The organism is Methylobacter sp., assembly GCF_030680395.1.
In the GTDB taxonomy this organism is placed as follows: Bacteria; Pseudomonadota; Gammaproteobacteria; order Methylococcales; family Methylomonadaceae; genus Methylobacter_A.
In genome coordinates this window covers 21614-43417 of record NZ_JAUXVR010000036.1, presented here as the reverse complement: position 1 = coordinate 43417, position 21804 = coordinate 21614, and the positions used below count along the sequence as shown (strand labels likewise).

The 21804-nt window shown below is 48.2% G+C and carries 23 protein-coding genes and 1 pseudogene; 12 read left to right on the top strand and 12 right to left on the bottom strand.

Annotated elements, in window-relative coordinates; translation table 11 throughout:
• Nucleotides 1–37 precede the first annotated feature (37 nt).
• The 3 genes from dnaG to rpsU all read right to left on the bottom strand — a co-directional run bounded on the left by dnaG (nt 38) and on the right by rpsU (nt 2593).
• A complete protein-coding gene (gene dnaG / locus Q8L79_RS14800; RefSeq protein WP_305272616.1) occupies nt 38–1816 on the bottom strand; it encodes a DNA primase in 1779 nt (592 codons plus the stop codon).
• Nucleotides 1817–1893: 77 nt separating this feature from the next.
• Nucleotides 1894–2343 carry a GatB/YqeY domain-containing protein gene (locus Q8L79_RS14795; protein WP_305272611.1) on the bottom strand — a complete coding sequence of 150 codons (450 nt, stop codon included), beginning with the start codon at nt 2341–2343 and terminating at the stop codon, nt 1894–1896.
• Between the two features lie 16 nt (nt 2344–2359).
• Nucleotides 2360–2593 (bottom strand): 30S ribosomal protein S21, encoded by a 234-nt coding sequence (gene rpsU / locus Q8L79_RS14790; RefSeq protein WP_006890759.1) that lies wholly within the window; start codon nt 2591–2593, stop codon nt 2360–2362.
• Between the two features lie 105 nt (nt 2594–2698).
• Here rpsU and tsaD point away from each other — a divergent pair, with 105 nt between their 5' ends.
• A complete protein-coding gene (tsaD, locus tag Q8L79_RS14785) occupies nt 2699–3703 on the top strand; it encodes a tRNA (adenosine(37)-N6)-threonylcarbamoyltransferase complex transferase subunit TsaD (RefSeq protein ID WP_305272608.1) in 1005 nt (334 codons plus the stop codon).
• A 137-nt stretch (nt 3704–3840) separates the two neighbouring features.
• Here the strand turns inward: tsaD and Q8L79_RS14780 are convergent, their stop codons facing one another.
• Together Q8L79_RS14780 and plsY are read right to left on the bottom strand one after the other, a co-directional pair.
• On the bottom strand, nt 3841–4827 hold the full coding sequence (locus Q8L79_RS14780) for a PD-(D/E)XK nuclease family protein (RefSeq protein WP_305272606.1): 987 nt from the start codon (nt 4825–4827) through the stop codon (nt 3841–3843).
• Between the two features lie 237 nt (nt 4828–5064).
• Entirely contained in the window at nt 5065–5652 is a 588-nt protein-coding gene (gene plsY / locus Q8L79_RS14775; protein WP_305272603.1) for a glycerol-3-phosphate 1-O-acyltransferase PlsY, read from the bottom strand.
• A gap of 95 nt (nt 5653–5747) precedes the next feature.
• Here plsY and folB point away from each other — a divergent pair, with 95 nt between their 5' ends.
• Both folB and folK read left to right on the top strand, forming a co-directional pair.
• Nucleotides 5748–6107 carry a dihydroneopterin aldolase gene (gene folB, locus Q8L79_RS14770; RefSeq protein WP_006890755.1) on the top strand — a complete coding sequence of 120 codons (360 nt, stop codon included), beginning with the start codon at nt 5748–5750 and terminating at the stop codon, nt 6105–6107.
• A complete protein-coding gene (gene folK / locus Q8L79_RS14765; protein ID WP_305272597.1) occupies nt 6104–6604 on the top strand; it encodes a 2-amino-4-hydroxy-6-hydroxymethyldihydropteridine diphosphokinase in 501 nt (166 codons plus the stop codon). Before folB ends, folK begins: the two co-directional genes overlap by 4 nt.
• Here folK and Q8L79_RS14760 read toward each other — a convergent pair.
• The 5 genes from Q8L79_RS14760 to Q8L79_RS14740 all read right to left on the bottom strand — a co-directional run bounded on the left by Q8L79_RS14760 (nt 6593) and on the right by Q8L79_RS14740 (nt 12392).
• Nucleotides 6593–7333 (bottom strand): pteridine reductase, encoded by a 741-nt coding sequence (locus Q8L79_RS14760; RefSeq protein ID WP_305272596.1) that lies wholly within the window; start codon nt 7331–7333, stop codon nt 6593–6595. The two genes, folK and Q8L79_RS14760, sit on opposite strands and share 12 nt — an antisense overlap.
• A complete protein-coding gene (gene pepN, locus Q8L79_RS14755; protein WP_305272593.1) occupies nt 7333–10008 on the bottom strand; it encodes an aminopeptidase N in 2676 nt (891 codons plus the stop codon). Before pepN ends, Q8L79_RS14760 begins: the two co-directional genes overlap by 1 nt.
• Nucleotides 10008–10412, bottom strand: coding sequence for a DUF423 domain-containing protein (locus Q8L79_RS14750; protein WP_305272591.1), 405 nt, complete (start codon nt 10410–10412; stop codon nt 10008–10010). The genes pepN and Q8L79_RS14750 overlap by 1 nt, the downstream gene beginning before the upstream one ends.
• Entirely contained in the window at nt 10412–10933 is a 522-nt protein-coding gene (moaB, locus tag Q8L79_RS14745; protein WP_305272588.1) for a molybdenum cofactor biosynthesis protein B, read from the bottom strand. Before moaB ends, Q8L79_RS14750 begins: the two co-directional genes overlap by 1 nt.
• A gap of 94 nt (nt 10934–11027) precedes the next feature.
• Entirely contained in the window at nt 11028–12392 is a 1365-nt protein-coding gene (locus tag Q8L79_RS14740; RefSeq protein ID WP_305272587.1) for a DegQ family serine endoprotease, read from the bottom strand.
• Nucleotides 12393–12527: 135 nt separating this feature from the next.
• Here Q8L79_RS14740 and Q8L79_RS14735 point away from each other — a divergent pair, with 135 nt between their 5' ends.
• Complete coding sequence (locus tag Q8L79_RS14735) at nt 12528–13922, top strand: cyclic nucleotide-binding domain-containing protein (protein ID WP_305272585.1); 1395 nt, start codon at nt 12528–12530, stop codon at nt 13920–13922.
• 166 nt (nt 13923–14088) lie between these two features.
• Here Q8L79_RS14735 and rpmG read toward each other — a convergent pair whose 3' ends face one another.
• Both rpmG and rpmB read right to left on the bottom strand, forming a co-directional pair.
• Nucleotides 14089–14244 (bottom strand): 50S ribosomal protein L33, encoded by a 156-nt coding sequence (gene rpmG / locus Q8L79_RS14730; RefSeq protein ID WP_006890747.1) that lies wholly within the window; start codon nt 14242–14244, stop codon nt 14089–14091.
• 12 nt (nt 14245–14256) lie between these two features.
• Complete coding sequence (gene rpmB, locus Q8L79_RS14725; RefSeq protein WP_305272565.1) at nt 14257–14493, bottom strand: 50S ribosomal protein L28; 237 nt, start codon at nt 14491–14493, stop codon at nt 14257–14259.
• 190 nt (nt 14494–14683) lie between these two features.
• Between rpmB and gshB the strand changes: the two genes are divergently transcribed.
• From gshB to argB, 8 genes and pseudogenes are all read left to right on the top strand, one after another.
• A complete protein-coding gene (gshB, locus tag Q8L79_RS14720; RefSeq protein WP_305272563.1) occupies nt 14684–15703 on the top strand; it encodes a glutathione synthase in 1020 nt (339 codons plus the stop codon).
• Nucleotides 15678–16556 carry an energy transducer TonB gene (locus tag Q8L79_RS14715; protein WP_305272561.1) on the top strand — a complete coding sequence of 293 codons (879 nt, stop codon included), beginning with the start codon at nt 15678–15680 and terminating at the stop codon, nt 16554–16556. Before gshB ends, Q8L79_RS14715 begins: the two co-directional genes overlap by 26 nt.
• A gap of 161 nt (nt 16557–16717) precedes the next feature.
• Entirely contained in the window at nt 16718–17281 is a 564-nt protein-coding gene (locus Q8L79_RS14710; RefSeq protein WP_305272560.1) for a YqgE/AlgH family protein, read from the top strand.
• A gap of 142 nt (nt 17282–17423) precedes the next feature.
• Entirely contained in the window at nt 17424–17882 is a 459-nt protein-coding gene (gene ruvX, locus Q8L79_RS14705) for a Holliday junction resolvase RuvX (protein WP_305272558.1), read from the top strand.
• On the top strand, nt 17883–18389 hold the full coding sequence (gene pyrR, locus Q8L79_RS14700; protein ID WP_305272556.1) for a bifunctional pyr operon transcriptional regulator/uracil phosphoribosyltransferase PyrR: 507 nt from the start codon (nt 17883–17885) through the stop codon (nt 18387–18389). It abuts the gene before it with no gap.
• A gap of 3 nt (nt 18390–18392) precedes the next feature.
• A pseudogene (locus tag Q8L79_RS14695) lies at nt 18393–19340 on the top strand (aspartate carbamoyltransferase catalytic subunit); the annotation flags it as partial.
• 104 nt (nt 19341–19444) lie between these two features.
• Nucleotides 19445–20719, top strand: a complete 1275-nt coding sequence (locus Q8L79_RS14690; RefSeq protein ID WP_305272555.1) for a dihydroorotase — start codon at nt 19445–19447, stop codon at nt 20717–20719.
• Between the two features lie 102 nt (nt 20720–20821).
• Entirely contained in the window at nt 20822–21709 is an 888-nt protein-coding gene (gene argB / locus Q8L79_RS14685) for an acetylglutamate kinase (RefSeq protein WP_305272553.1), read from the top strand.
• The last annotated feature ends 95 nt before the right edge of the window (nt 21710–21804 follow it).

Sequence of the window (21804 nt, the reverse complement as noted above, 5' to 3'; positions counted from 1 at the left end):
CTCTGCTCGACCTGACTTCGCCGAACCGAGAATTATACTACGAATTCCTATTATTTGGCACCAAAATTTTGGCTGTCAGCATTTTTCGCAACAGCTCTTTCTCCTGTGCATCCAGTCCTTCTGTCTTGCCTTTATTTAGTAATCCGGTTAAAGCGGACTCCCTGGCTTGAGTTAATAACCTGTCCAGAGAATCGCAAAATACCGCTTCTATCTTGTCATCTGAAACCTGTGAATCCAATAAAGCTAATGCTTTTATAGATTTTTCTTCGGTAGTGTCTCGATAACATTCCATTAAAACGGCTGCATTTGCCGGATTCTTATCTGCAATCATTTGCAGTATGTTTTTAAACAGGGCGGCGCCTGAAAAATCCAGCCCATTCCAGTCAATTTCCCGCTGCTCGATCAGTTCTACCAACCTGGGATTCTGAACCAGCAAAGCGATCGCAACTCGCGCCGACGATAATCTACCACTATCCTGAGGTCGATTTCTGCCTATTTTCCGATCTTGCTTCGAGCTTTGCTTAGAGGCAAGTGTAGCTGCATTCTCCAAAATATCCAGACCGGCCCATCCGGACAGTTCTTTTAATCGTGCAAACATCATCTCTTTAAAAATACTTTCCGGTAATTTCTCCAGATACGGTTTGGCTTTATTTACTAATTGTGCCCGCCCTTCCATTTCGGATAGATTCAGCTCGTTCGAGAAATGTCCGAAAAAATACTCCGACAAGGTTTCAGCCGTTTGCACGCGACCAATAAATCCATCAATCCCTTCCTCTCGCACCAGCGAATCAGGATCATGATTTTGCGGCAACAGCATGATGCGAATCTGTCGTCCATCTTTTAAGCTGGAAAAAGCCGACTCCATCGCTCTCCATGCCGCTTCCCGCCCCGCCTTGTCGCCATCAAAACAAAATACAAGTTCCGAGGAGAACCGGAATAATAAATCAAGATGCGCTTGCGATGCTGCTGTTCCTAAGGCTGCAACCGCATAATGAATGCCAAACTGGGCCAAGGCGATAACATCCATATAGCCTTCAACAATCAAAATTCTTTGAGGTTTGGCATTCTTTTCCAGAAGTTCATATAAACCGTAAACTTCCTTGCCTTTGTGAAATAGGGACGTTTCCGGAGAATTCAAGTATTTGGGTAAAGAATCATCAAGAACTCTTCCGCCAAAGCCTATAATGCGGGCGCGCTTGTCCCTGATCGGGAACATAATTCGGCCGCGAAAACGGTCGTAGGGCTGGCCGCTCTCTTTGCTGACTAATAACCCGGCTTCGAGTAATAATTTCTGGTCAAAGCGGGTTGCCAAGGCTTTCCATTCGTCAGGCGCGTAGCCCAGCATGAAGTCTGCGGCACAATCGCCGCTGACGCCTCTGTTTTTTAAGTATTCAGCCGCTTTTTTCCCTTCGTCGCTAGTCCGTAATTGTTCGGCATAAAAGGCAGTTACCTGTTCCATTAGCGCATACAGGCTGCTTAGATCGGCCTTCTTTTGTTTGGGCTGATATTCGATTGACTCTCTGGGAACGTCGACTCCGACAAACCCTGCCAGGTCTTCAACCGCCTCAACAAAATCAAGATGGCTAAAATCCATTAGAAAGCTAATGGCGTTACCGCTGGCACCGCAGCCAAAGCAATGAAAGAATTGTTTTTTCCGATTTACGGAAAAGCTGGGGGTTTTTTCGACATGAAAAGGACAGCGGGCGACGAAGTTGTTACCCGTTTTTTTTAGAGGGACGTGCGAATCGATTAAATCGACAATATCAACCCGCACCAAAAGCTCATCAATAAATTCGCGAGGGATTCTACCGGACACGCAATGCTCCGACGACTGCACGAATGCAGGAGGTAGGGCAACGCAGGAGCAATTGCCAAGGAAGGTCAGTAAAAAAACTATCCAGCTAGCGCGGCCTTAATTTTGATGCTTACAATCGACATATCGGCGCGCCCTTGCATTTTTGCTTTCAGTAAAGCCATGACCTTGCCCATATCCTTAACGGATTCTGCGCCGGATTCCGCAACAGCGTCTTTAACCATTGAATCAATTTCGGTTTCGGTCAAAGCCTGAGGCAAGAAATCCTGAATCACCGGAATTTCAGCCTCTTCAATGGCGACCAAGTCATGTCGACCGGCGTCCGCAAACTGTCTGATAGATTCGCGGCGCTGTTTGAGCATCTTATCGAGAACCAAAATAACCCGCTCATTATCTAAAACAATGCGTTCATCGACCTCAACCTGCTTAATGGCAGCCAAAATCAAACGAATGACACCTAGTCGTGCTTTATTGCCGCCTTTCATGGAGGCTTTCATATCTTCCTTGATACGATCTGTTAACAAATCCATCGTAGTAACCTTGGCTTTACAGTGCAGGGCGTCCGCGACGTAAGTTTTTCAATGCATAACGTTCGCGCGCTAATTTTTTCAAGTGACGTTTAACAGCAGCAGCGCCTTTACGTTTACGCTCTGCGGTTGGTTTTTCATAAAATTCGCGACGACGCACTTCTGCCAATACACCCGCTTTTTCACAAGCGCGTTTAAAACGGCGAATCGCAATATCAAAAGGTTCGTTTTCTTTGATTTTTACTGACGGCATTATAATGACCCGAATATGTTAATATTTAAAAGTTAGGATTTTTAAATCCACTGAACAAACAGAACCCTTAATTATACCTTTACTTTTATAAATTTCAAAAACTCAATGTACGTTTTAGGCATAGAAACCTCTTGCGACGAAACCGGCGTCGCGATTTATCACTCCGAACAAGGCCTGTGTAGCCATATTTTATACAGTCAGGTTGCAATGCATAGCGAATATGGCGGCGTTGTTCCCGAGCTGGCATCGCGCGACCACATTCGGAAATTAGTGCCATTGATCAAGCAATGCTTGCAGGAAAGTCAATTGATCGGCAGCGATATTAACGGCATTGCTTACACCGCAGGGCCCGGCCTGATGGGGGCGTTATTGGTTGGCGCGGCAACGGCCAGAAGCCTGGCTTGGGCCTGGCAAGTTCCCGCGCTTGCCGTTCATCATATGGAAGGGCATTTGCTTGCGCCTATGCTGGAAGACAATCCGCCGGCATTTCCTTTTGTCGCGTTATTGATTTCCGGAGGGCATACCCTGCTGGTGCAGGTTGAGGGTATCGGTCACTATCAATTATTAGGTGAATCCCTTGATGATGCCGCCGGTGAAGCTTTTGATAAAACCGCGAAAATGCTGGGCTTGGGTTATCCCGGTGGGCCGAAACTGTCCGCATTGGCAGAACATGGTAAACCGCAGATTAAATTTCCTCGTCCGATGACCGATCGTCCCGGATTGGATTTTAGTTTTAGCGGCTTAAAAACATTCACGATGAATACCGTCAATGCCTCTGAAAAAACCGATCAGGACAAGGCTGATGTCGCCGCCGCATTTCAGCAGGCGGTTGCGGAGACGCTGAGTATTAAATGCAAACGGGCTTTGCAACAAACCGGATTGAAAAGATTGGTTGTTGCAGGCGGCGTCAGTGCCAATAAACAAATTCGGGCGTGTCTTGCGGAAATGGTTACCAAGGAAAATGCTCAGCTTTATTTCCCCAGGCTCGAATTTTGTACCGATAACGGCGCGATGATTGCTTATGCCGGTTGTCAGCGTTTAGTGGCGGGTCAGCAGCAAGGGCTGGAGATTTATGCACGGCCTCGCTGGCCGATTAGTGAATTGAATTAAATCAGGCGAAAGATACAAGGCGAAAGCAAAGTAGTCGGCTTATTGAACAGGCTACTTGGCTTAACGGGTGTAATGGCTGTTTTCGACCCCAAACGGACGGTGAGAGCGTGAAATATTTTTTGAAAAGCAACTTCTTGTTAGGTAGTTTCACACACATATTTAAGTAGGTTCTCTGCCTTTTTTAAGTGCTCCACTGTAGATTGCATATCAATGCAACCATCACTTCCTACTTGCCTATATTCATCACTAGCCACCAAAACTGTCATGTAATTACCATTGCCAAATTTATCAGGCTTACGTAGGTTTAACCCATATTTTTCGTTGTTATCAACTATTTTTTTGTGCCACTTGCTCCTAAAATACTTTCTTTTCTCAGAATTATTTACTTTGATTTTTATACAAAATTTAGACTCCTCAAGCTGCAAATATTGCTTACATGTGCTGTCTCCTTGAAAATGCCACCAGAATCCGAGAAATCCACCTGCCGGATTAGAAACATAATCCCAATGACCTTCACAAAGCTTATCCTTTAGCTCCATATAAAATCCTTCCCAGGAATGCCAGTGCCATTGATCAATAGGAAGAGTTCGGTAGCTATTAACCTTATCTGATATGTCTTTCAAGTGATTTCTAAAGTCGTTAAAGATGTCGCTATTTATTCCGAGTTCCACACCAAGATTAAGAACACTCAAAAATTCATTGCGAGAAAAAACCTGATATCCATTTTCCTCAACTCCAGCATAGCAAGCTTGGTCACGTGTCTTAAAGTAAATTGGGAGGATATTACAATCGCCGAAGTCGCGACTTCTGATCTCATTAAGATAGCTGGATAATTGCCCTGAATGATTCTTCGTTCCAGTTTTATCCTCAATCAAAATCGCATATTTTTCATTCACAATACACAAAACGTCAATATTCGAGTCTTGCTTTATAACCTCAACTTTATCAATTTCCTTTGGCAATTCCTTTCCATGCTTTTCAAAAAGGCGCCCTATTAAATCTATACCGCATCTATGCAAACTAGAGCCAGTATATTCTGGAGATGCCCATGACAATAACCAACAAATGAATGCATCTTGAGAAAGCTCACTTGTAGCGAATTTAAATAGATTTGGTGATTTCATGGTATGCGCCTGTTGTCTAACAAGTGATTCTATGGGGGCTGGATATCTTCATATTTTTTCAAACATAAGTTACCAAAGTATACCTTAATCCTTATAGTTTTAAACCGGATAACATTCTAATTTTGCATGAAAAACAGCCATGTAGGGTACGCTGTGCGTACCTTTAGGCCATTAATGGTACGCACAGCGAACCCTACGAGATGGAATATTGACCAAGCATTAGTTGTAGGCTGATTTTTAGCCTTTAGCCTTGCTCGACTCTTCCCCAGCCAGCAGCCGCTGAATATTGCTCTTATGCCGCCACAACAAGAAAACCATCATAACCAAGGAGGCGGCAACAATAGCCTCGTTTCCAACTATAAACCAGGCAAAAACGGGTGACAAGATCGAGGCGACTAATGCGGACAAGGATGAAATCTTGCCCAGCTTGTAAACCAGGTACCAGGTTGCCATGAACGCCAAACCGAGCGCCCAGAAAAAACCAAGCAAAACACCGACCGATGTTGCAACGCCCTTGCCGCCTTTAAAACCGAAAAACACCGGATAAAGATGGCCTATAAACGCCGCCAAACCGGTCGCAGCAACCAACTCGGCGGGCAGCCCCAACACATTCGCGGCATAGACCGGAAGTAATCCTTTCAGCGAATCGCCCAGCAGAGTGATCGCCGCCGCTTTTTTTCCGCCGATGCGCATCACATTGGTCGCACCGGGATTACCAGAACCCTGTTCGCGGGGATCGGGCAAGCCCATCAGGCGACAAATAATAATTGCACTGGAAATTGAGCCTATCAGATAGGCAGCCGGAACAAACAACCATTCAACCATTGAGTAACCTTTTCATCATCAGAACTTGTAAGCAAAGGGCGTTTCCCTGATACTTACCGCTTTTAAAAAAACACGCATCATAACCGGAAAACACAATGGACATCATATTTTTAGGCGGGTTGGAAATTGAAACTATCATCGGTATTTATGACTGGGAAAGAGTGACCAAACAAACCGTCATTCTTGATATTGAGATGGCTTTTGATATTCAAAAAGCCGCTGAAACCGATGATATTCAATACACGCTTGATTACAAAACAGTTTCTCACCGCATTATTTCTTTTGTTGAGGCCAGCCAGTTTTTGCTGGTTGAAAAATTAATTTCAGAAATAGCCGACATTATCCGTAACGAATTTAATGTGCCTTGGGTGAAAATAACTCTGAATAAAAAAGGCGCGATCCGCGGCGCCAGTGATGTCGGCATTATCATTGAGCGTGGAGAAAGAACATCGTGACCAGAGGCTACATCAGCATCGGTAGCAACATAAACAAGGATGAACACATCCCAGCCAGCCTGCGGGCGCTTGAGCAAGCTTTTGGCGAGCTGACGGTTTCAAGTACTTATGAATCCGAATCGGTCGGCTTTACAGGCGATGTTTTCTACAATCTTGTGGTCGGTTTCGATTCCGATTTGGAAGTGAAGGCGGTTGCCAAGCAACTCAGGCAAATTGAGCTGGATAATGGCCGCACGCGCGACAGCCGGAAATTTGCTGCGCGCACCCTCGATCTGGACCTGATTTTATACGGCGACCTGATCGTCAATGATGGCCGCTTGCAAATACCAAGGGATGAAATCGAACATTACGCCTTTGTGCTTGAACCTTTGGCCGAAATTGCCTCGAGTTTGCAACATCCTGTCAGTCACATCAGCTACGCCGAGCTTTGGGATCAATTCGACAAGACCGATCTCAGGCAAAAGCGTGTCACGCCGTCCTGGGCTTCAACAAAATAGGGTGCGTCCGCCATCGACGTTCAGTATTTGACCTGTAATGTAACCGGCATCCTTAATCAAAAAAAGCACGGCTTCGGCAATATCAAGCGGCTCGCCGCTGCGTTTTAACATTACCCGTTGCAGTATCTCCAGTTTGACCGATTCGGATAGATCGTTATCGGGCCAGAGTATAGCCCCCGGAGCCACGCCGTTGACTCTGACAGCCGGTCCCAGTTCCTTGGCTAAAAATTTGGTCATGGCGGCTAGCCCGGCCTTTGCGATACTGTAGACGGGATAACCGCTTAGCCCTCGTTCGGCATGGATGTCAATAATATTAACGATACAGCCCTGATTATCGGCTAAGGTCTTTGCCAAGGCTTTCGCCAGAAAAAACGGCGCTTTTAAGTTACTGCCCAATAACTCATCCCATTGCCGTTCGGTCACATCGGTCATAGCCGTTGGATAAAAGGATGAAGCATTATTCACCAGCACATCGATGCCGCCCCAGGCCAGACAAGCTTCCTTGGCAACATTCTCCAGCTCGGCCATGTTCAGCAAATCGGCCTGCATGATTTTTGCCGAACCGGGACGCTGTTGATTCAGCTCATCGCAAAGCTGCTGCGCTTCTGCTGCCGAAGACCGGTAATGCAGAAAAACATTACAGCCCTCGCTATGCAGTAGCCGCGCACAAGCCGCACCTATGCGCTTGGCAGCGCCGGTAATCAATACATTTTTGGCGCCTCCCTTCATTACGCTTGGTGAGCCAGGCTTTTACTCGCCACTTCGTAAACATCTTTGGAAATCGCTTCGGTCGTTATAATCCGTTCCAGTTGCGCTTTCATCAGTGCTTGCCTGCTTTCGTCATATCTTCGCCATGCCGTTAATGCGCCAACCATGCGCGAGGCAATCTGCGGATTCAATGTGTTAAGCGCGATAATCTGGTCGGCGAGAAATTGATAGCCTTGTCCGTTCGACGCGTGAAAATGCAGCGGGTTAGATTGGCTGAATGCGCCAATCAATGATCTGACCCGGTTTGGGTTTTTTAAATCAAACGCAGGGTGCTGCATTAACGCCTGCACGGTCGCAAAAGTGTCGGGCATGCTGCTGGAAGCTTGCAGCGTAAACCATTTGTCTATAACCAGCGCTTCCGCTTGCCATTGGCGGTAAAAACTGTCCAGGCACTGTTGTTTGGCAGGATGCGGGCTATTGGCGATAACCGATAACGCCGCCATTTGGTCGGTCATGTTTTTGGCGGTATTAAATTGCTGTTGAGACAATTCATGGATGTCTCTGTTTTCCAGCTTACTTAAATAACTTAAACAGGTATTTTTGATGCGTCTGCGGCCTATCGCGCCGGAGTCGAATTCGCCGGATTCATCCCGATGATTATTCAGGTATAAAGCCTGGAGCTGCGATTGCAACTGCTTGGCCAAAGCCACCGTGACACATTCGCGGGCGGTATGGATGGCTTCTACATCGACAACCTGCATTTGTTCGGCCAGATAGGTTTCTGAAGGCAGGTTTAATAGCAAAGAAAAATACGACAAGTCATCCCACGGTTGTTCCAGTACCTGCTTAAAGGCATTAATCATAATGGGGTTGACGTGCATGACCCTGCCGTTTTGTAAATCGGCAATCAGCCCCATAATAATCTGTCCGGCCAATTGCTGCCCGGCTTCCCAGCGATTAAAGGTGTCGCTGTCGTAACTTAACAAGAATGCCGACTCTTCCAGACTGCGCTCCATCACCAGTTTGACCGGCGCTGAAAATCCTCTTAGGATAGAAATCACCGGCTGTTCGGTTAAACCTTCAAAGGTAAATGCCTGTTCGGACTGGGTGAGTTGCAAAATGATTTCATTGCGCTCATTGCCAGGCCCGGAAGGAATGCTGCCTTGCAGATTACAAGGTGCGACTGAACCGTCTTTATTAAGTAAGCCCACCGTTACCGGAATATGCAGCGGTTCTTTAATCGTTTGTCCCGGAGTCGGCGGACAGCTTTGGCTTAAGGTTAAAGTCAGGGTTTGTGCGGAGGGGTCATAGTGCTGCTGAACGGTTAATACCGGCGTTCCAGCTTGGGCATACCAACGGCGGAATTGGGTCAAATCAATATTATTGGCGACTTCCATGGCGCTGACGAAGTCGTCGCAAGTCACCGCTTGTCCGTCATGACGCTCAAAATATAAATCACTGCCTTTGCGAAAGCCTTCGGGGCCAACCAGCGTATGGATCATGCGCACCACTTCCGCGCCTTTTTCATACACAGTCAAGGTGTAAAAATTGTTGATTTCTATGTAGGCATCGGGGCGTATCGGATGCGCCAACGGCCCTGCGTCTTCAGCAAACTGGCGGGTACGCAGCATGTTGACGTCTTCGATGCGTTTAACGGCCTTAGAGGTGCGGTCGCCGGTAAATTCCTGGTCGCGGAACACTGTAAAGCCTTCTTTCAAACTGAGCTGGAACCAGTCCCGACAAGTGATGCGATTGCCGGTCCAGTTATGGAAATATTCATGGCCGATGACGGCTTCGATATGCTCATAATCATAGTCTGTCGCGGTGTCGGGCCGTGCCAGCACAAATTTGGTATTAAATACGTTAAGCCCCTTGTTTTCCATCGCGCCCATGTTGAAATGGCTGACTGCGACGATCATGTATAAATTCAGGTCGTATTCGCGGCCGTACACATGTTCATCCCAAAGCATCGCGTTTTTCAGCGATTGCATAGCATGGTCGCATTTATCGATGTCGTGTTTTTCGACAAAGATTTGCAGGTCGATGTCGCGGCCGGATTGCGTGGTAAAGCGGTCTGCTATGCATTCGAGTTGTCCTGCAACCAGCGCAAACAAATAGCACGGCTTGTTGAACGGGTCTTCCCAGGTTACCCAGTGGCGATTATCCGATAATTCGCCCTGAGCGATTTTGTTGCCGTTGGATAATAAAACCGGATAGCGATCTTTGTTGCCGACCAAGGTTGTGGTGAACAGCGTCATTACGTCGGGGCGATCCAGAAAATAGGTGATTTTCCTGAAGCCTTCCGCCTCGCATTGAGTACACAGCATACCGTTGGAAAGGTATAGCCCTTCCAAAGCAGTGTTGGCTTTCGGGTTGATTGTATTTTCGATGCTCAGCACAAAACGTTGCTGCTGCGGAACATTGTTAATGATTAGCGCATCCTGGGTTTGCAGGTATTGATCTTTGGATAATTCATTGCCGTCATCCAGATTCACGCGGATGAGTTTCAGATTTTCACCCGATAAAGTCAGCGATGTGTCGCGAGACTGGCTGGCAGGATTGCGGCTCAGGGTGAGTCGCGAGCTAACCACGGTGTTTTCATCATCCAGGGTAAAATTTAAGGCAACGCTGTGAATCAGGTATTCGGGGACGGTATAGTCTTTTAGATAGATGGTTTGGGGGTTAGGGTCGCGCATTATTTATACCTGCTGTTGTGATCTGAAGATCTGATGTTTTGGTTGGCGAACAGCGCGATTAATAACCAGGCTGTTAAAAAACAAACGCCGCCGAAGGGAGTGATCATGCCTAGCCAGGTATGATTGAGTAGTGCCAGAGCGTACAGGCTGCCGGAAAACAGCAATATGCCCGCGAACATCAACCATCCTGCCCAGTGCAATAATTTGGAGCCAGGCATTTGCTGGTGGATCAGGGCAACGCCGATCAGTCCCAACGCATGCCACATTTGGTAAGTCACGCCGGTTTGGTAGACGGTCAACATCTCCGGACTGATAACGGCTTTTAAGCCATGAGCGCCAAATGCGCCCATGCCGACACCGATTAATGCGCTTAATGCGCCGATCAATAAAAAAACCGGTTTCATTATTTTTCCATCAGTCTGGGCATTAGCTGCACCAGATTGCAGGGGCGAGTGCGATGATCGAGCTGCTCTTTGATCAACGCATCCCATGCGGTGCGACAGGCTCCCGATGAGCCGGGCAAGCAAAATATATAGGTCGCATTAGCAACTCCGGCAATCGCTCGGGACTGGATAGTTGAGGTTTTAATGTCCTGATAGGACAGCATCCTGAAGATTTCGCCGAAACCGTCCAGCAGCTTGTCCAGCAACGGCGCAACTGCTTCAGGCGTGCCGTCCCTGCCGGTGACGCCGGTGCCGCCGGTGCTGATCACGACATTAATATTGTCTGCGGCAATCCAGTTTGAGATAGTCGCCCTGATTTGATAAATATCATCAGGCACTATTTTTTTTTCAATAACCTGATGTCCTGCATCGGTTACGCGTTCGGCCAGGGTTTTGCCGGATACGTCGTCGGCATCGGTGCGGCTGTCGGAAACGACCAGTATCGCAATGTTAAGGGGGATGAAGTTTCTATCTGGAGTCATGTTTTTTAAAGGCGAAGGGCTAAAGGCTAAAGGCTAAAGGCTAAAGGTTCGAAAATATGCATCTTTCGCCTTTTGCCCTTCGCCTTTCATTTAATCACTTTAACACAACAAAGAAGCCTTCCTGTCCTCGCTGAATGTTAATTAACAAAGGACCATTCGGATCAACTATCTGCTTTAACTCCTCAATACTACGAACGCGATAGCGATTTGCCGATATGATAACGTCGCCAGGACGCAAGCCTGCGCGCCATGCACCTGAAGCAGTGTCGACTTTTTCAATCAAGACACCTTCAATCTGGTTTTTTAGCGACGTGCTTAACAGTGCGCCCTGTAACGAGCGATGTAGCTGATTTCCTGCCAGTCGAGGCAATTCATGTTTACCGATTATCGCGGTAACCTGTTTTTTCTCGTTGCCGCGGAAATATTCCAGCTCAACTTTGTCGCCAATTTGCATCATGCCGATGATATTGCGTATGTCATGGCTGTTTTTAATGGGGCGGCCATTGGCTGAAACAATGATGTCGCCCGGTTCCAATCCGGCTTTTGCTGCGGGTGAGTTGCTTTCAATTCGGCTGATAGCGGCGCCTTGTATATTTTTTAAATTAAACGCCTTGACCAGTTCAGGTGTCAGATCTTGCGTGGTTACGCCTAACAATCCGCGCCGAACCTCGCCGTGCTTGACCAGCGACTCCTTGATGGTCATGGCCATATTGGAAGGTATCGCAAAACCGATGCCGACGTTACCGCCGGTGGGAGCAATGATTGCCGTATTCATGCCGACAAGTTCACCGCGCAGGTTAACCAGCGCGCCGCCTGAATTACCGGGGTTGATCGAGGCGTCGGTCTGGATGAAATCTTCGTAGCCTTCTATGCCCAGACCGGAACGACCCAAGGCACTGACTATGCCTGATGTTACGGTCTGCCCCAAGCCGAAAGGATTGCCTATGGCGACAACAAAATCGCCGACTTTCAGCTGGTTGGAATCGGCAATCGGCAGCATGGTCAAGTTATCGACAGGAATCTGAATGACAGCAACATCAGCTTCAGGATCGGTGCCGATTAATTTAGCGGCAAGCTGTCGACCGTCATTCAAGGTCACTGTGATGGTATCCGCTTTATCGATAACATGGTTGTTGGTTAAAACCAAGCCTTGCTTGCTGTCGATAATAACGCCGGAGCCCAAGCTGTTTCTTTGCTGCCGTCGCAGTTGCTGGTCGGGTATATTAAAAAATTGGCGAAAAACCGGGTCCTGCATCAGTGGATTTTCACTTACCGTAATATTGGTCGAGGTTGATATATTAACCACCGCCGGCATGCTGCGCTCAAGCATGGGAGCTAAAGACGGTAGTGCCTGTCCTTCTACATAAGGCGGCAAAGCAGCCTCTGCAGCAGTGGTTATACAAAAGTAAATGGATAAAAAAGTTATAAACAACAGCTGCTTTACAGATTTAGTATTCATCATGTTTTCCCGGTATTTGTGAAACATACGTAATCTATAATATATGTGTAAAAATGTTTAATACAAGGTGTGTTAAAGTAGTTTTTTTAAAAATCAACACTGTCATTTAACTGTCATCTTGCTTAAAATATTTGAATGACTATAGACGTCAATTCTGAAGATGGGCTGATTATTCGCAAGCTAATCCCGCTCGCAACATTGCCGGGCGCTCGGTTTAATGCGTTATGCGCTGAAATGACGGTCGAAGAAGTGCAAGACGGTTTTTTGTTTAAAAAAGGTGACGTATCGCCCCAACTTGTTTATCTGATAAGTGGTGAGGTTACTCTTCAGGCGTCTGGACTGGTTGTTGAAGTCATTGCTGCAAGCAGTGATTCTGCCAAGTTTGCGCTGGCGCACCAGATCCCAAGAAAAATTGATGCAGTCGCGAACGGAAGGGTGCGTTTTTTGCGGCTGAATGCTGATATTGTTAACAATCCACTCTCCCTTGCTTACAAAGAGGACAACAGTTGCATGGTCATTGACGAGACTGAAGGCGATCCAGATGACTGGATGACAGCATTATTGAGGTCGCCTATTTTTCAACGTCTTCCCCCCGCTAATTTACAAAAAATATTAATGAGCCTGGAAGCCGTTCATTTCAAGGAAGGTGAAACCATACTCGAACAGGGTGGCACAGGAGATTATTATTATCTGATTAAAAATGGGCAATGCTTGTTAACACGTAAGCCGTCCCCCAATGCAAAAGAAATTAAGTTGGCTCAGCTGGCAAACGGCGATACTTTTGGCGAAGATGCATTGCTTTCCGGCGCGACTAGAAACGTAACGATTACGGCTCTGACGGACATTGTGTTATTGCGGTTGGATAAAAAACAATTTGTATCTTTAATAAAAGAGCCTGCTTTAAAGTTTGTCGATTATGAAGGCGTGCAGGAAGCGATAAAAAAGGGGGCGATTTTGCTGGATGTCCGCTCGCAGGACGAGTATGAAAATCATCATCTTGAGAGCAGTATCAACGCACCTTTTTTCTCCTTGAGAATGCAACTTAAGACAATCAGCCATGAAAAGCCTGTCGTTGTTGTTTGCCAGGATGGTAAGACCAGTGAAGCCGCCGCATTTTTATTGCTCAGGCATAAAATTGATGCAATGATTTTGAAAGGTGGGATGGAAAGCTTTACGTCTGCTGCGCCTGCTTCCGTCAAGCTTGAGGAATACGCGCCATCCCCGGAAATAAAGTCGAATATCAGGCTTGAACCGGAAAATGAGGCTCCTATTTTCAGTGAAGGTTTCCCCGAAAATAATAACAGGAAGCAGTCCGCCGATAATTTGATGGCTGCCACTACCAGCATCTTGGAAGATCAGGTAAGAGCTCTTAAATTTGACAATGAAACCCTCAAAAATACCAACCAACAGCTCAATGATAAGTGCATGAAACTGGAATTTGACAAGGAACATGCTGAAAAGCAATGTCGAATACTGCACAAGCAGATGGAGAAGCTAACCCAAGTACTGGATAAGCTAAAAGGAGGGTAGGTCGGGTTACCCGCAGGGCATAAGGGCGGCAGTGTAGCCCGGCAGTCAGATTTGTAGATGCCGGGTTACGATATGCTGGGTTTGTGCCTGTGGAGCAATTTCCGAGAGCGCCAAAAGTAGGCGCTTTAAGAACACAAACCGAAAAGAAGTTTTTAAAATCAAATAATTATTTGATTTTTGCTTCTTTGTAAATAACGTGTTTACGAACAACAGGATCAAATTTTTTGATCTCCATTTTTTCGGGCATTGTCCGTTTGTTTTTGGTTGTTGTATAAAAGTGTCCGGTTCCTTCGGTCGAAATCAGTTTAATTTTATCGCGCATTTTTTTATCCTCTTAAGAGTTATCGCCGGATTTACGCAAATCGGCAAGAACGGCATCAATACCTTTCTTGTCAATGATACGCATACCTTTGGTGGAAATTCTGAGGCGAACCCAGCGGTTTTCGCTCTCTACCCAGAATCTGTGGTGTTGCAGATTTGGACAAAAGCGTCTTTTAGTTCTGTTATTAGCGTGTGAAACGTTATTACCTGTAACTGGGCGTTTGCCTGTTACTTGACATACTCTGGACATGATTAACCCCTAATGCGTGCCTAAATTCAAAAGTTAGCCGAGCTTTATACCAAAAAATCTTTTCAAGGTAAATAACAATCTATAAAATAAGACGAAAGGTGAAGGGCAAAAGGCAAAAGGCGCAATGGGTTCTTACCCTTTCGCCCTTTGTCTTTCGCCTTTCGTCTAACATAATCATCAGGAAAAAATAATGCCCATTAAGCTCGGCATGGTCATGGATTCCATCGACCATATCAACATAAAAAAAGATACCAGTTTTGCAATGTTACTTGAAGCCCAGGCCAGAGGCTGGGAGCTGCATTATATGGAACTCAATGATTTGTTCCTCCGAAACGGCAGAGCGTATGCCAGAACGCGGACGATTAAGGTTCAGCGCGATGAAAAAAAATGGCACGAGTTTACGGCGGAGCAGGATATTCCTCTGGATCAGTTGGATGTGATTATGATGCGCAAGGATCCGCCTTTCGATCAGGAATATATTTACGCAACCTATTTGCTGGAACGTGCGGAAAGCATGGGCGTTTATGTGATCAACAAACCGCAGTCGTTGCGGGATGCCAATGAAAAGCTTTTTACCGCCTGGTTTCCCCAGTGCTGCGCGGAAACGCTGGTCGCGAGGGAGCCGGCCAGAATCAGGGCCTTTTTGCTGGAGCAGGGCGAAATTATTTTAAAACCGCTCGATGGCATGGGCGGGACTTCTATTTTTCATTTGCGTCAGGGCGATCCCAATCTCAGCGTGATTCTGGAAACCATGACCCAGTACAACAGCCGCTATGTGATGGCGCAAAAGTATCTGCCGCAAATTATAGACGGCGATAAACGTATCTTGCTGGTTAATGGCGAAGTCATACCCTATGCTCTGGCACGCATTCCCGCCCAGGGCGAAACCCGCGGCAATTTGGCGGCGGGCGGACGGGCCGAAGGCCGACCATTAACCGAACGGGATCGCTGGATTGCCAGCCAGGTTGGGCCTACATTACGGGAAAAAGGCCTGATTTTTGTCGGCATTGACGTGATTGGCGATACGCTCACCGAAATTAATGTGACCAGTCCGACTTGCGTTCAGGAATTAGATCGCCAGTTTGGATTGAATATTTGCGGTCAATTAATGGATCATATTGAAACGACTCTTGCCGCACCTGCTCCCGGCAGGTTTGCGGCCTACACACCATCCATGGCGATAAATGAGAACACATCAGGTCATGTTTGAACCACCTGCGCCGCTGTCTAATAACGACTCGTTATTGATTGCCTTATTTTTAGCGGCTGTAATTCATGTTGTGATTGGGCTGGGGGTTAATTTCACCGCGCCGCAGCCGGAGCAAGTCAGCCGATCTATTGATATTACTTTGGTCAATATGCCGGCCAAAAAAGTGCCTGAAAAGGCGCAATTGTTGGCCCAGGAAAATCAGATTGGCGCGGGTGAGCAAAGCAGGAAGCCGGAGCCGCCTCCGCAACAATTGCCCAGCCAAGGCAATACCCAGACCAAGCAGATAAAAAAGAGCGCGCCCGAACGGAGTGAGCCCACAGCGGCGAAAAAACTGATCACCCAGAAAAAAGCGGAAAAAAAGATCGTTACCGCAAGCAAGCCGGCTACCGGTCAGCACACTGAAAAGCGCCCACAATTGACGGCGGAGATGCTACAGCAACAAATTGCACAAATGGGTACCGAAATCAGGCTCAACCAGCAGACTGCCGAGCAAACCAAGATAAAATTTGTTGACTCGGTAAGTGCCCATAAATACGTTGCAGCCCAATATATGAAAGATTGGGAGGATAAAGTGGAACGTACCGGTAATCTTAATTACCCTGAAGTAGCGACCAGGAAAAACTTTTCCGGCACCTTAACCATGGATGTCGGCATTAAAGCGGATGGCAGTATTTACAGCATACGCATCAACCAGTCTTCGGGAAATCCTGCATTGGATGAGGCGGCTAAAAGAATTGTCCGTATGAGTGCGCCATTTGCACCATTACCCGCAGAGTTGCGAAAAGAGCTTGATGTTCTGGTGATCACCCGGGTTTGGAAGTTTTCCGATGAGTCAGGCATGACCACACGATAGACAGTAACGTAGGCCAGAATAAACCGGTTTTAGCGACAGTGAAAACAGGCGTTTCCGGCAAACAACCGGCGATTACCCGAGCTGAGAATTTCCTGATGAATCAGATATCATCTCGCGATAAACATTTGCTTAAGTCATCATAAACTTTGATACTAATATCCATGAACCAAGCTACCTACTTAACCAACCAGTTTATTATCGCCATGCCCAATCTGGCGGATCTCAACTTTTTTCATACGGTTGCCTATTTGTGTCAACACAATGAAGACGGTGCATTAGGCATTGTCATTAACAGATCGACGGACATGAAGCTGGGCGAGATTTTCAAGCAGATGGACATAAAAGTCACCTCGCCCGATGCAGCTGAAACACCCGTTTTCGCAGGCGGCCCGGTGCAACAGGAGCGCGGCTTCGTGGTGCATACTTCAGGTGGAGACTGGCATGCGACCATGGCTGTTTCAGAGACCATTTCCCTGACCACGTCCCGAGACGTGCTTGAAGCCATTGCCGCAGGCGAAGGTCCGGAGCAGTATCTGGTGGCTTTAGGGTATGCCGGTTGGGGCGCCGGGCAATTGGAAAAAGAAATCATGGATAATTCATGGCTTAATACGCCTTGCGGCAAACGGGTTTTGTTTGATACACCGGTCAATTTACGCTGGAGCGCGGCAGCCGACCAGATCGGCATTGATATTAACCAGTTGACCGCTCCGGCAGGACATGGCTGATTCCAGGCCGTATTCGATTGAACACAAACCAGACGCCGCACCTGCTCCCGGCAGGTTTTCAGCATACACACCGTCCCTGACGATCGCCGCACTTGTTCCAGACAAGTCTGCGGCATACACACCATCCTTGGCGATATAAACTATGCAAGACCCATTACTAGCCAAAGTCAATGCCGATACCTATCTGGGTTTTGATTTTGGCACTAAAAAGATAGGTACGGCCGTCGGTCAAACAACCACCGCTACCGCAAGTCCGCTACAAACCATTCGTTCGATCAATCAAAACCCCAATTGGGACATAATCGGCAAGCTGATACAGGAATGGCGTCCGGCCGGTTTGGTGGTCGGCATATCAAAGCAGGCCGACGGCTCGGATAACCCTGTAACACCACGCATGTTAAAATTTTGCAGGCAGCTGGAAGGGCGTTATCAACTGCCGGTTTTTCAGCAGGATGAGACCCTGTCGACATTTGAAGCCAAGCAAATGCTATTTGATGAAGTCAGTGTCAGTGCAAATAAACTCTGGGAAGTGCAAGACCAACTCGCCGCACAGCTTATCTTGCAAACCTGGCTAAACGACCGTACCAGAAAGGACTATTAAGTGTTAAAGATTCCCGAATTATTAAATAACCTGGAAGCCGAGCTAAAACGCATTATCGACGAGCGGCAGCTGGTTAATCCGTTGATGATAGGCATTCGTACCGGCGGCGTGTGGATTGCCGAGCAAATGCACCGGCGATTAAATATCAGCGAACCTTTGGGGCTGCTGGATATTTCATTTTACCGGGACGACTTTTCGCAAATCGGCGTCAATCCCAATGTAAAGCCCAGCCAGTTGCCGACTCACATTGAAGGTCGCGACATTATTCTGATCGATGACGTTTTTTATACCGGCAGAACGATACGCGCGGCAATGAATGAAATTTTCGATTACGGCAGGCCGAACCAGATCGTTTTGGCAGTGTTGATAGAGCGCGACGGTAGACAAATCCCGCTTAACCCTGATTGCGTTGGCACGAGGATCACCTTAAATGCCAATCAGCGGATCAAACTGACCGGGCCGGAACCCTTGGCCGTTCATCTGGAAACCATTGACGCGGTGGCATAAGCAATGACTGATAACCTGCAATTAAATGCGGAAGGCAAGCTTAAACACTTTCTGACCATCGAAGGCCTAAGCAAGAGCTTATTGACGGAAATTCTCGATACCGCCGAGTCGTTCGCCGGTATGTCCGAGCATCAGGTTAAAAAAGTTCCGCTGCTGCGCGGCAAAACCATTGTCAATTTGTTTTTCGAAAACAGCACCCGTACCCGGACGACCTTCGAATTGGCGGCAACGCGCCTGTCCGCCGATGTGATCAATATGAATATCGCCACCTCGGCCACCTCAAAAGGCGAAAGCCTGCTCGACACCATACGCAACCTGGAAGCCATGTTTGTCGATATGTTTGTGGTGCGCCATGCAATCAGCGGCGCGGCGCACTTTATCGCCCAACAGACCGCGCCGCATATCAGCGTTATCAATGCCGGCGACGGACAGCACGCCCATCCGACCCAAGCCATGCTGGACATGTTCACCATACGCCAGCTCAAGCCGGATTTTTCCAGCCTGAGAGTGGCCATTATCGGCGACATACTGCATTCCAGGGTGGCGCGCTCTGAGATCCAGGCCTTAAACACCTTGGGTGCGGCTGAAGTCAGGGTGATTGCCCCCAAAACCTTGCTGCCCGCGCATGTGGAAAGCTTAGGCGTAAGCGTGTCGCATAATTTGACCGAAGGGCTTAAAGATATTGATGTGGTCATGATGCTGCGCTTGCAGAAAGAACGCATGAGTTCGGCGTTACTGCCCAGCGAGAGCGAGTATTTCAAATGTTTCGGACTGACCGAAGAAAAATTGAAAATCGCCAAACCCGACGCCATCGTCATGCATCCCGGCCCTATCAACCGGGGCGTGGAAATCGATTCCAAAGTCGCGGACGGTCCGCAGTCAGTGATACTCAAGCAAGTCAGCAACGGCATCGCCGTGCGCATGGCGGTCATGGCGATGGCCATGCAAGCGACCGCACCTGCTCCCGGCAGGTTTGCGGCTGTCCATGCCGATCGCCACGCCGATTCCCTACCGGCTAGTGGCATACACACCATCCTTGGCGATAAGGGGGTAGCATGATGTTACGCATAGACCACGGAAGAATCATTGATCCGGCTAACGACATCGACCGCGTCGGTTCCGTTTATATCGCAGACGGCAAGATTGTTTCGGTGACTGACGAACCGGCCGGTTTCAAGCCGGATACCGTCATTGATGCCAGCCGTCAAATCGTCTGCCCCGGTTTTATCGATTTAAGCACCCGCTTGCGGGATATGGGGCACAGCCGCAAAGCGACATTTAAAAGCGAAGTGATTGCCGCAGCCGCAGCCGGAGTCACCACTCTGTGCCTGCAACCGGATACCGCACCGGTCATCGATACGACTGCCGTTGTCGAGCTGATCAAGGAGCTGGCGGAAAAAGCCGACTACCCTCAAATCTATGCAGTCGGCGGACTCACCCAGAAACTGGAAGGCACGGAACTGAGTTCCATGTTGTCGCTTAAACAGGCGGGCTGCATTGCCGTCGGTAATGCCAATCAGCCGGTGAAGAATCTGCTGATATTAAGACGGGCCATGGAATATGCGGCCAGCCATGATTTATTAATGATGTTCCGGCCCAATGATTTTTGGCTCAGCAATAACGGTTGCGCTCATGAAGGTGCAGTCGCCACCCGCTACGGCTTGCCCAGCACGCCGGAAGCGGCCGAAACCATCGCCCTGGCGCAATGTCTGGAGCTGGCTGAACTGACCGGCTGCCGCGTGCATTTTGGCCAGTTAAGCTGCAAGCGTTCGGTGATTAAAATCCACCAAGCCAAAAAATACGGCTTGAAGGTCAGCGCCGATGTCGCCATTCATCAGCTGCATCTGACTGAAAATGACATGACGCCTTTTGACAGTGCCTATCATGTATTACCGCCATTACGTACCGAAGCGGATAAACAGTATTTAAGAAAAGGCCTGGCCGGCAGCACCCTTAACAGCATCTGTTCCGACCATCAGCCGCATGACCTGGACGCCAAGCTGGGCGCGTTCCCGGAGACGGAGCCGGGGATGTCATCGTTGGAAACCCTGTTGCCGTTAATGCTCAAGCTGGTCACGCAACATGCCATCACGCTGGAACAGGGTATCGCCTGCTTAAGCGCAAATCCGGCGCGGGTTCTGCGTATAGAAAGCGGTGCGTTAACGCCGGGTTTTGCAGCCGATGTGTGTATTTTCGACCCCGAGCTCGACTGGCAGGTTAATTCGGAAAACTGGAAAAGCCAGGGCGTTAACACGCCGTTTTGGGGGCAAACCCTGAAAGGGCGGGTAACCCATACCTTGCAGGCAGGCAAGATTATTCACCGGCTATAGAATCCTTTTATCCACCACGAAGACACGAAGACACGAAGAGATAAATCTTCGTGTCTTCGTGGTGGTAATCTTTTGATTTTTAAGTAACGGAAAACCACAAATATGATGCAAAAAAGAACAGCCCACCAGATCGCCGATGTGCTGATTGAGGCTCTGCCCTATATTAAGCGCTTTAAAGGCAAAACCATCGTGGTTAAATTCGGCGGCAACGCCATGGTTGACGAAGAACTGAAACACAGCTTCGCACGGGACATCGTGTTGATGAAACTGGTCGGCTTAAACCCGATAGTGGTTCACGGCGGCGGGCCGCAAATCGGCCAACTACTGGAAAAACTGGGCAAAACCACAGGCTTTGTCGACGGCATGCGCATCACCGACAGCGAAACCATGGACGTGGTTGAGATGGTGCTGGGCGGACTGGTGAACAAGGAGATTGTCAATTTAATCAACATGCACGGCGGCAAAGCAGTCGGTTTGACCGGCAAGGACGGTAATTTTATCCGGGCCAAAAAACTGCATCTTACTCCCCGTGACGAGCTTGCCCCGGAGATCATTGATCTGGGTCATGTCGGTGAAGTGAGCAGCATAGATCCGGCGGTTCTCGATATGCTCGGAAGCAGCGATTTTATCCCGGTTATCGCGCCGATCGGAGTCGGTGAAGATGGACATTCCTATAACATTAATGCCGACTTGGTGGCCGGAAAAATCGCCGAACAGTTGAAAGCCGAGAAACTGATTTTACTGACCAATATACCGGGCATACTGGACAAGCAGGGCACGCTGCTGACCGGTTTGTCGATCAAAAAGACCGAGGAACTTATCGCCGACGGCACCATTTCCGGCGGCATGATCCCCAAAACCCGCTGCGCTACCGATGCGATAAAAGGCGGCGTCACCAGCGTGCATATTATTGATGGTCGCGTCGATCATGCGGTGTTGCTGGAATTGTTTACCGATCAAGGGGTTGGGACTTTATTGCTTAATGGTTGATTTGTCACGGGATTTTCACCACGAATGACTGCATGGATGCAGGAGCATGAGCTTCGGGCAGTAAAGCTCATTAATACAAATAGCGACGCGCTTCC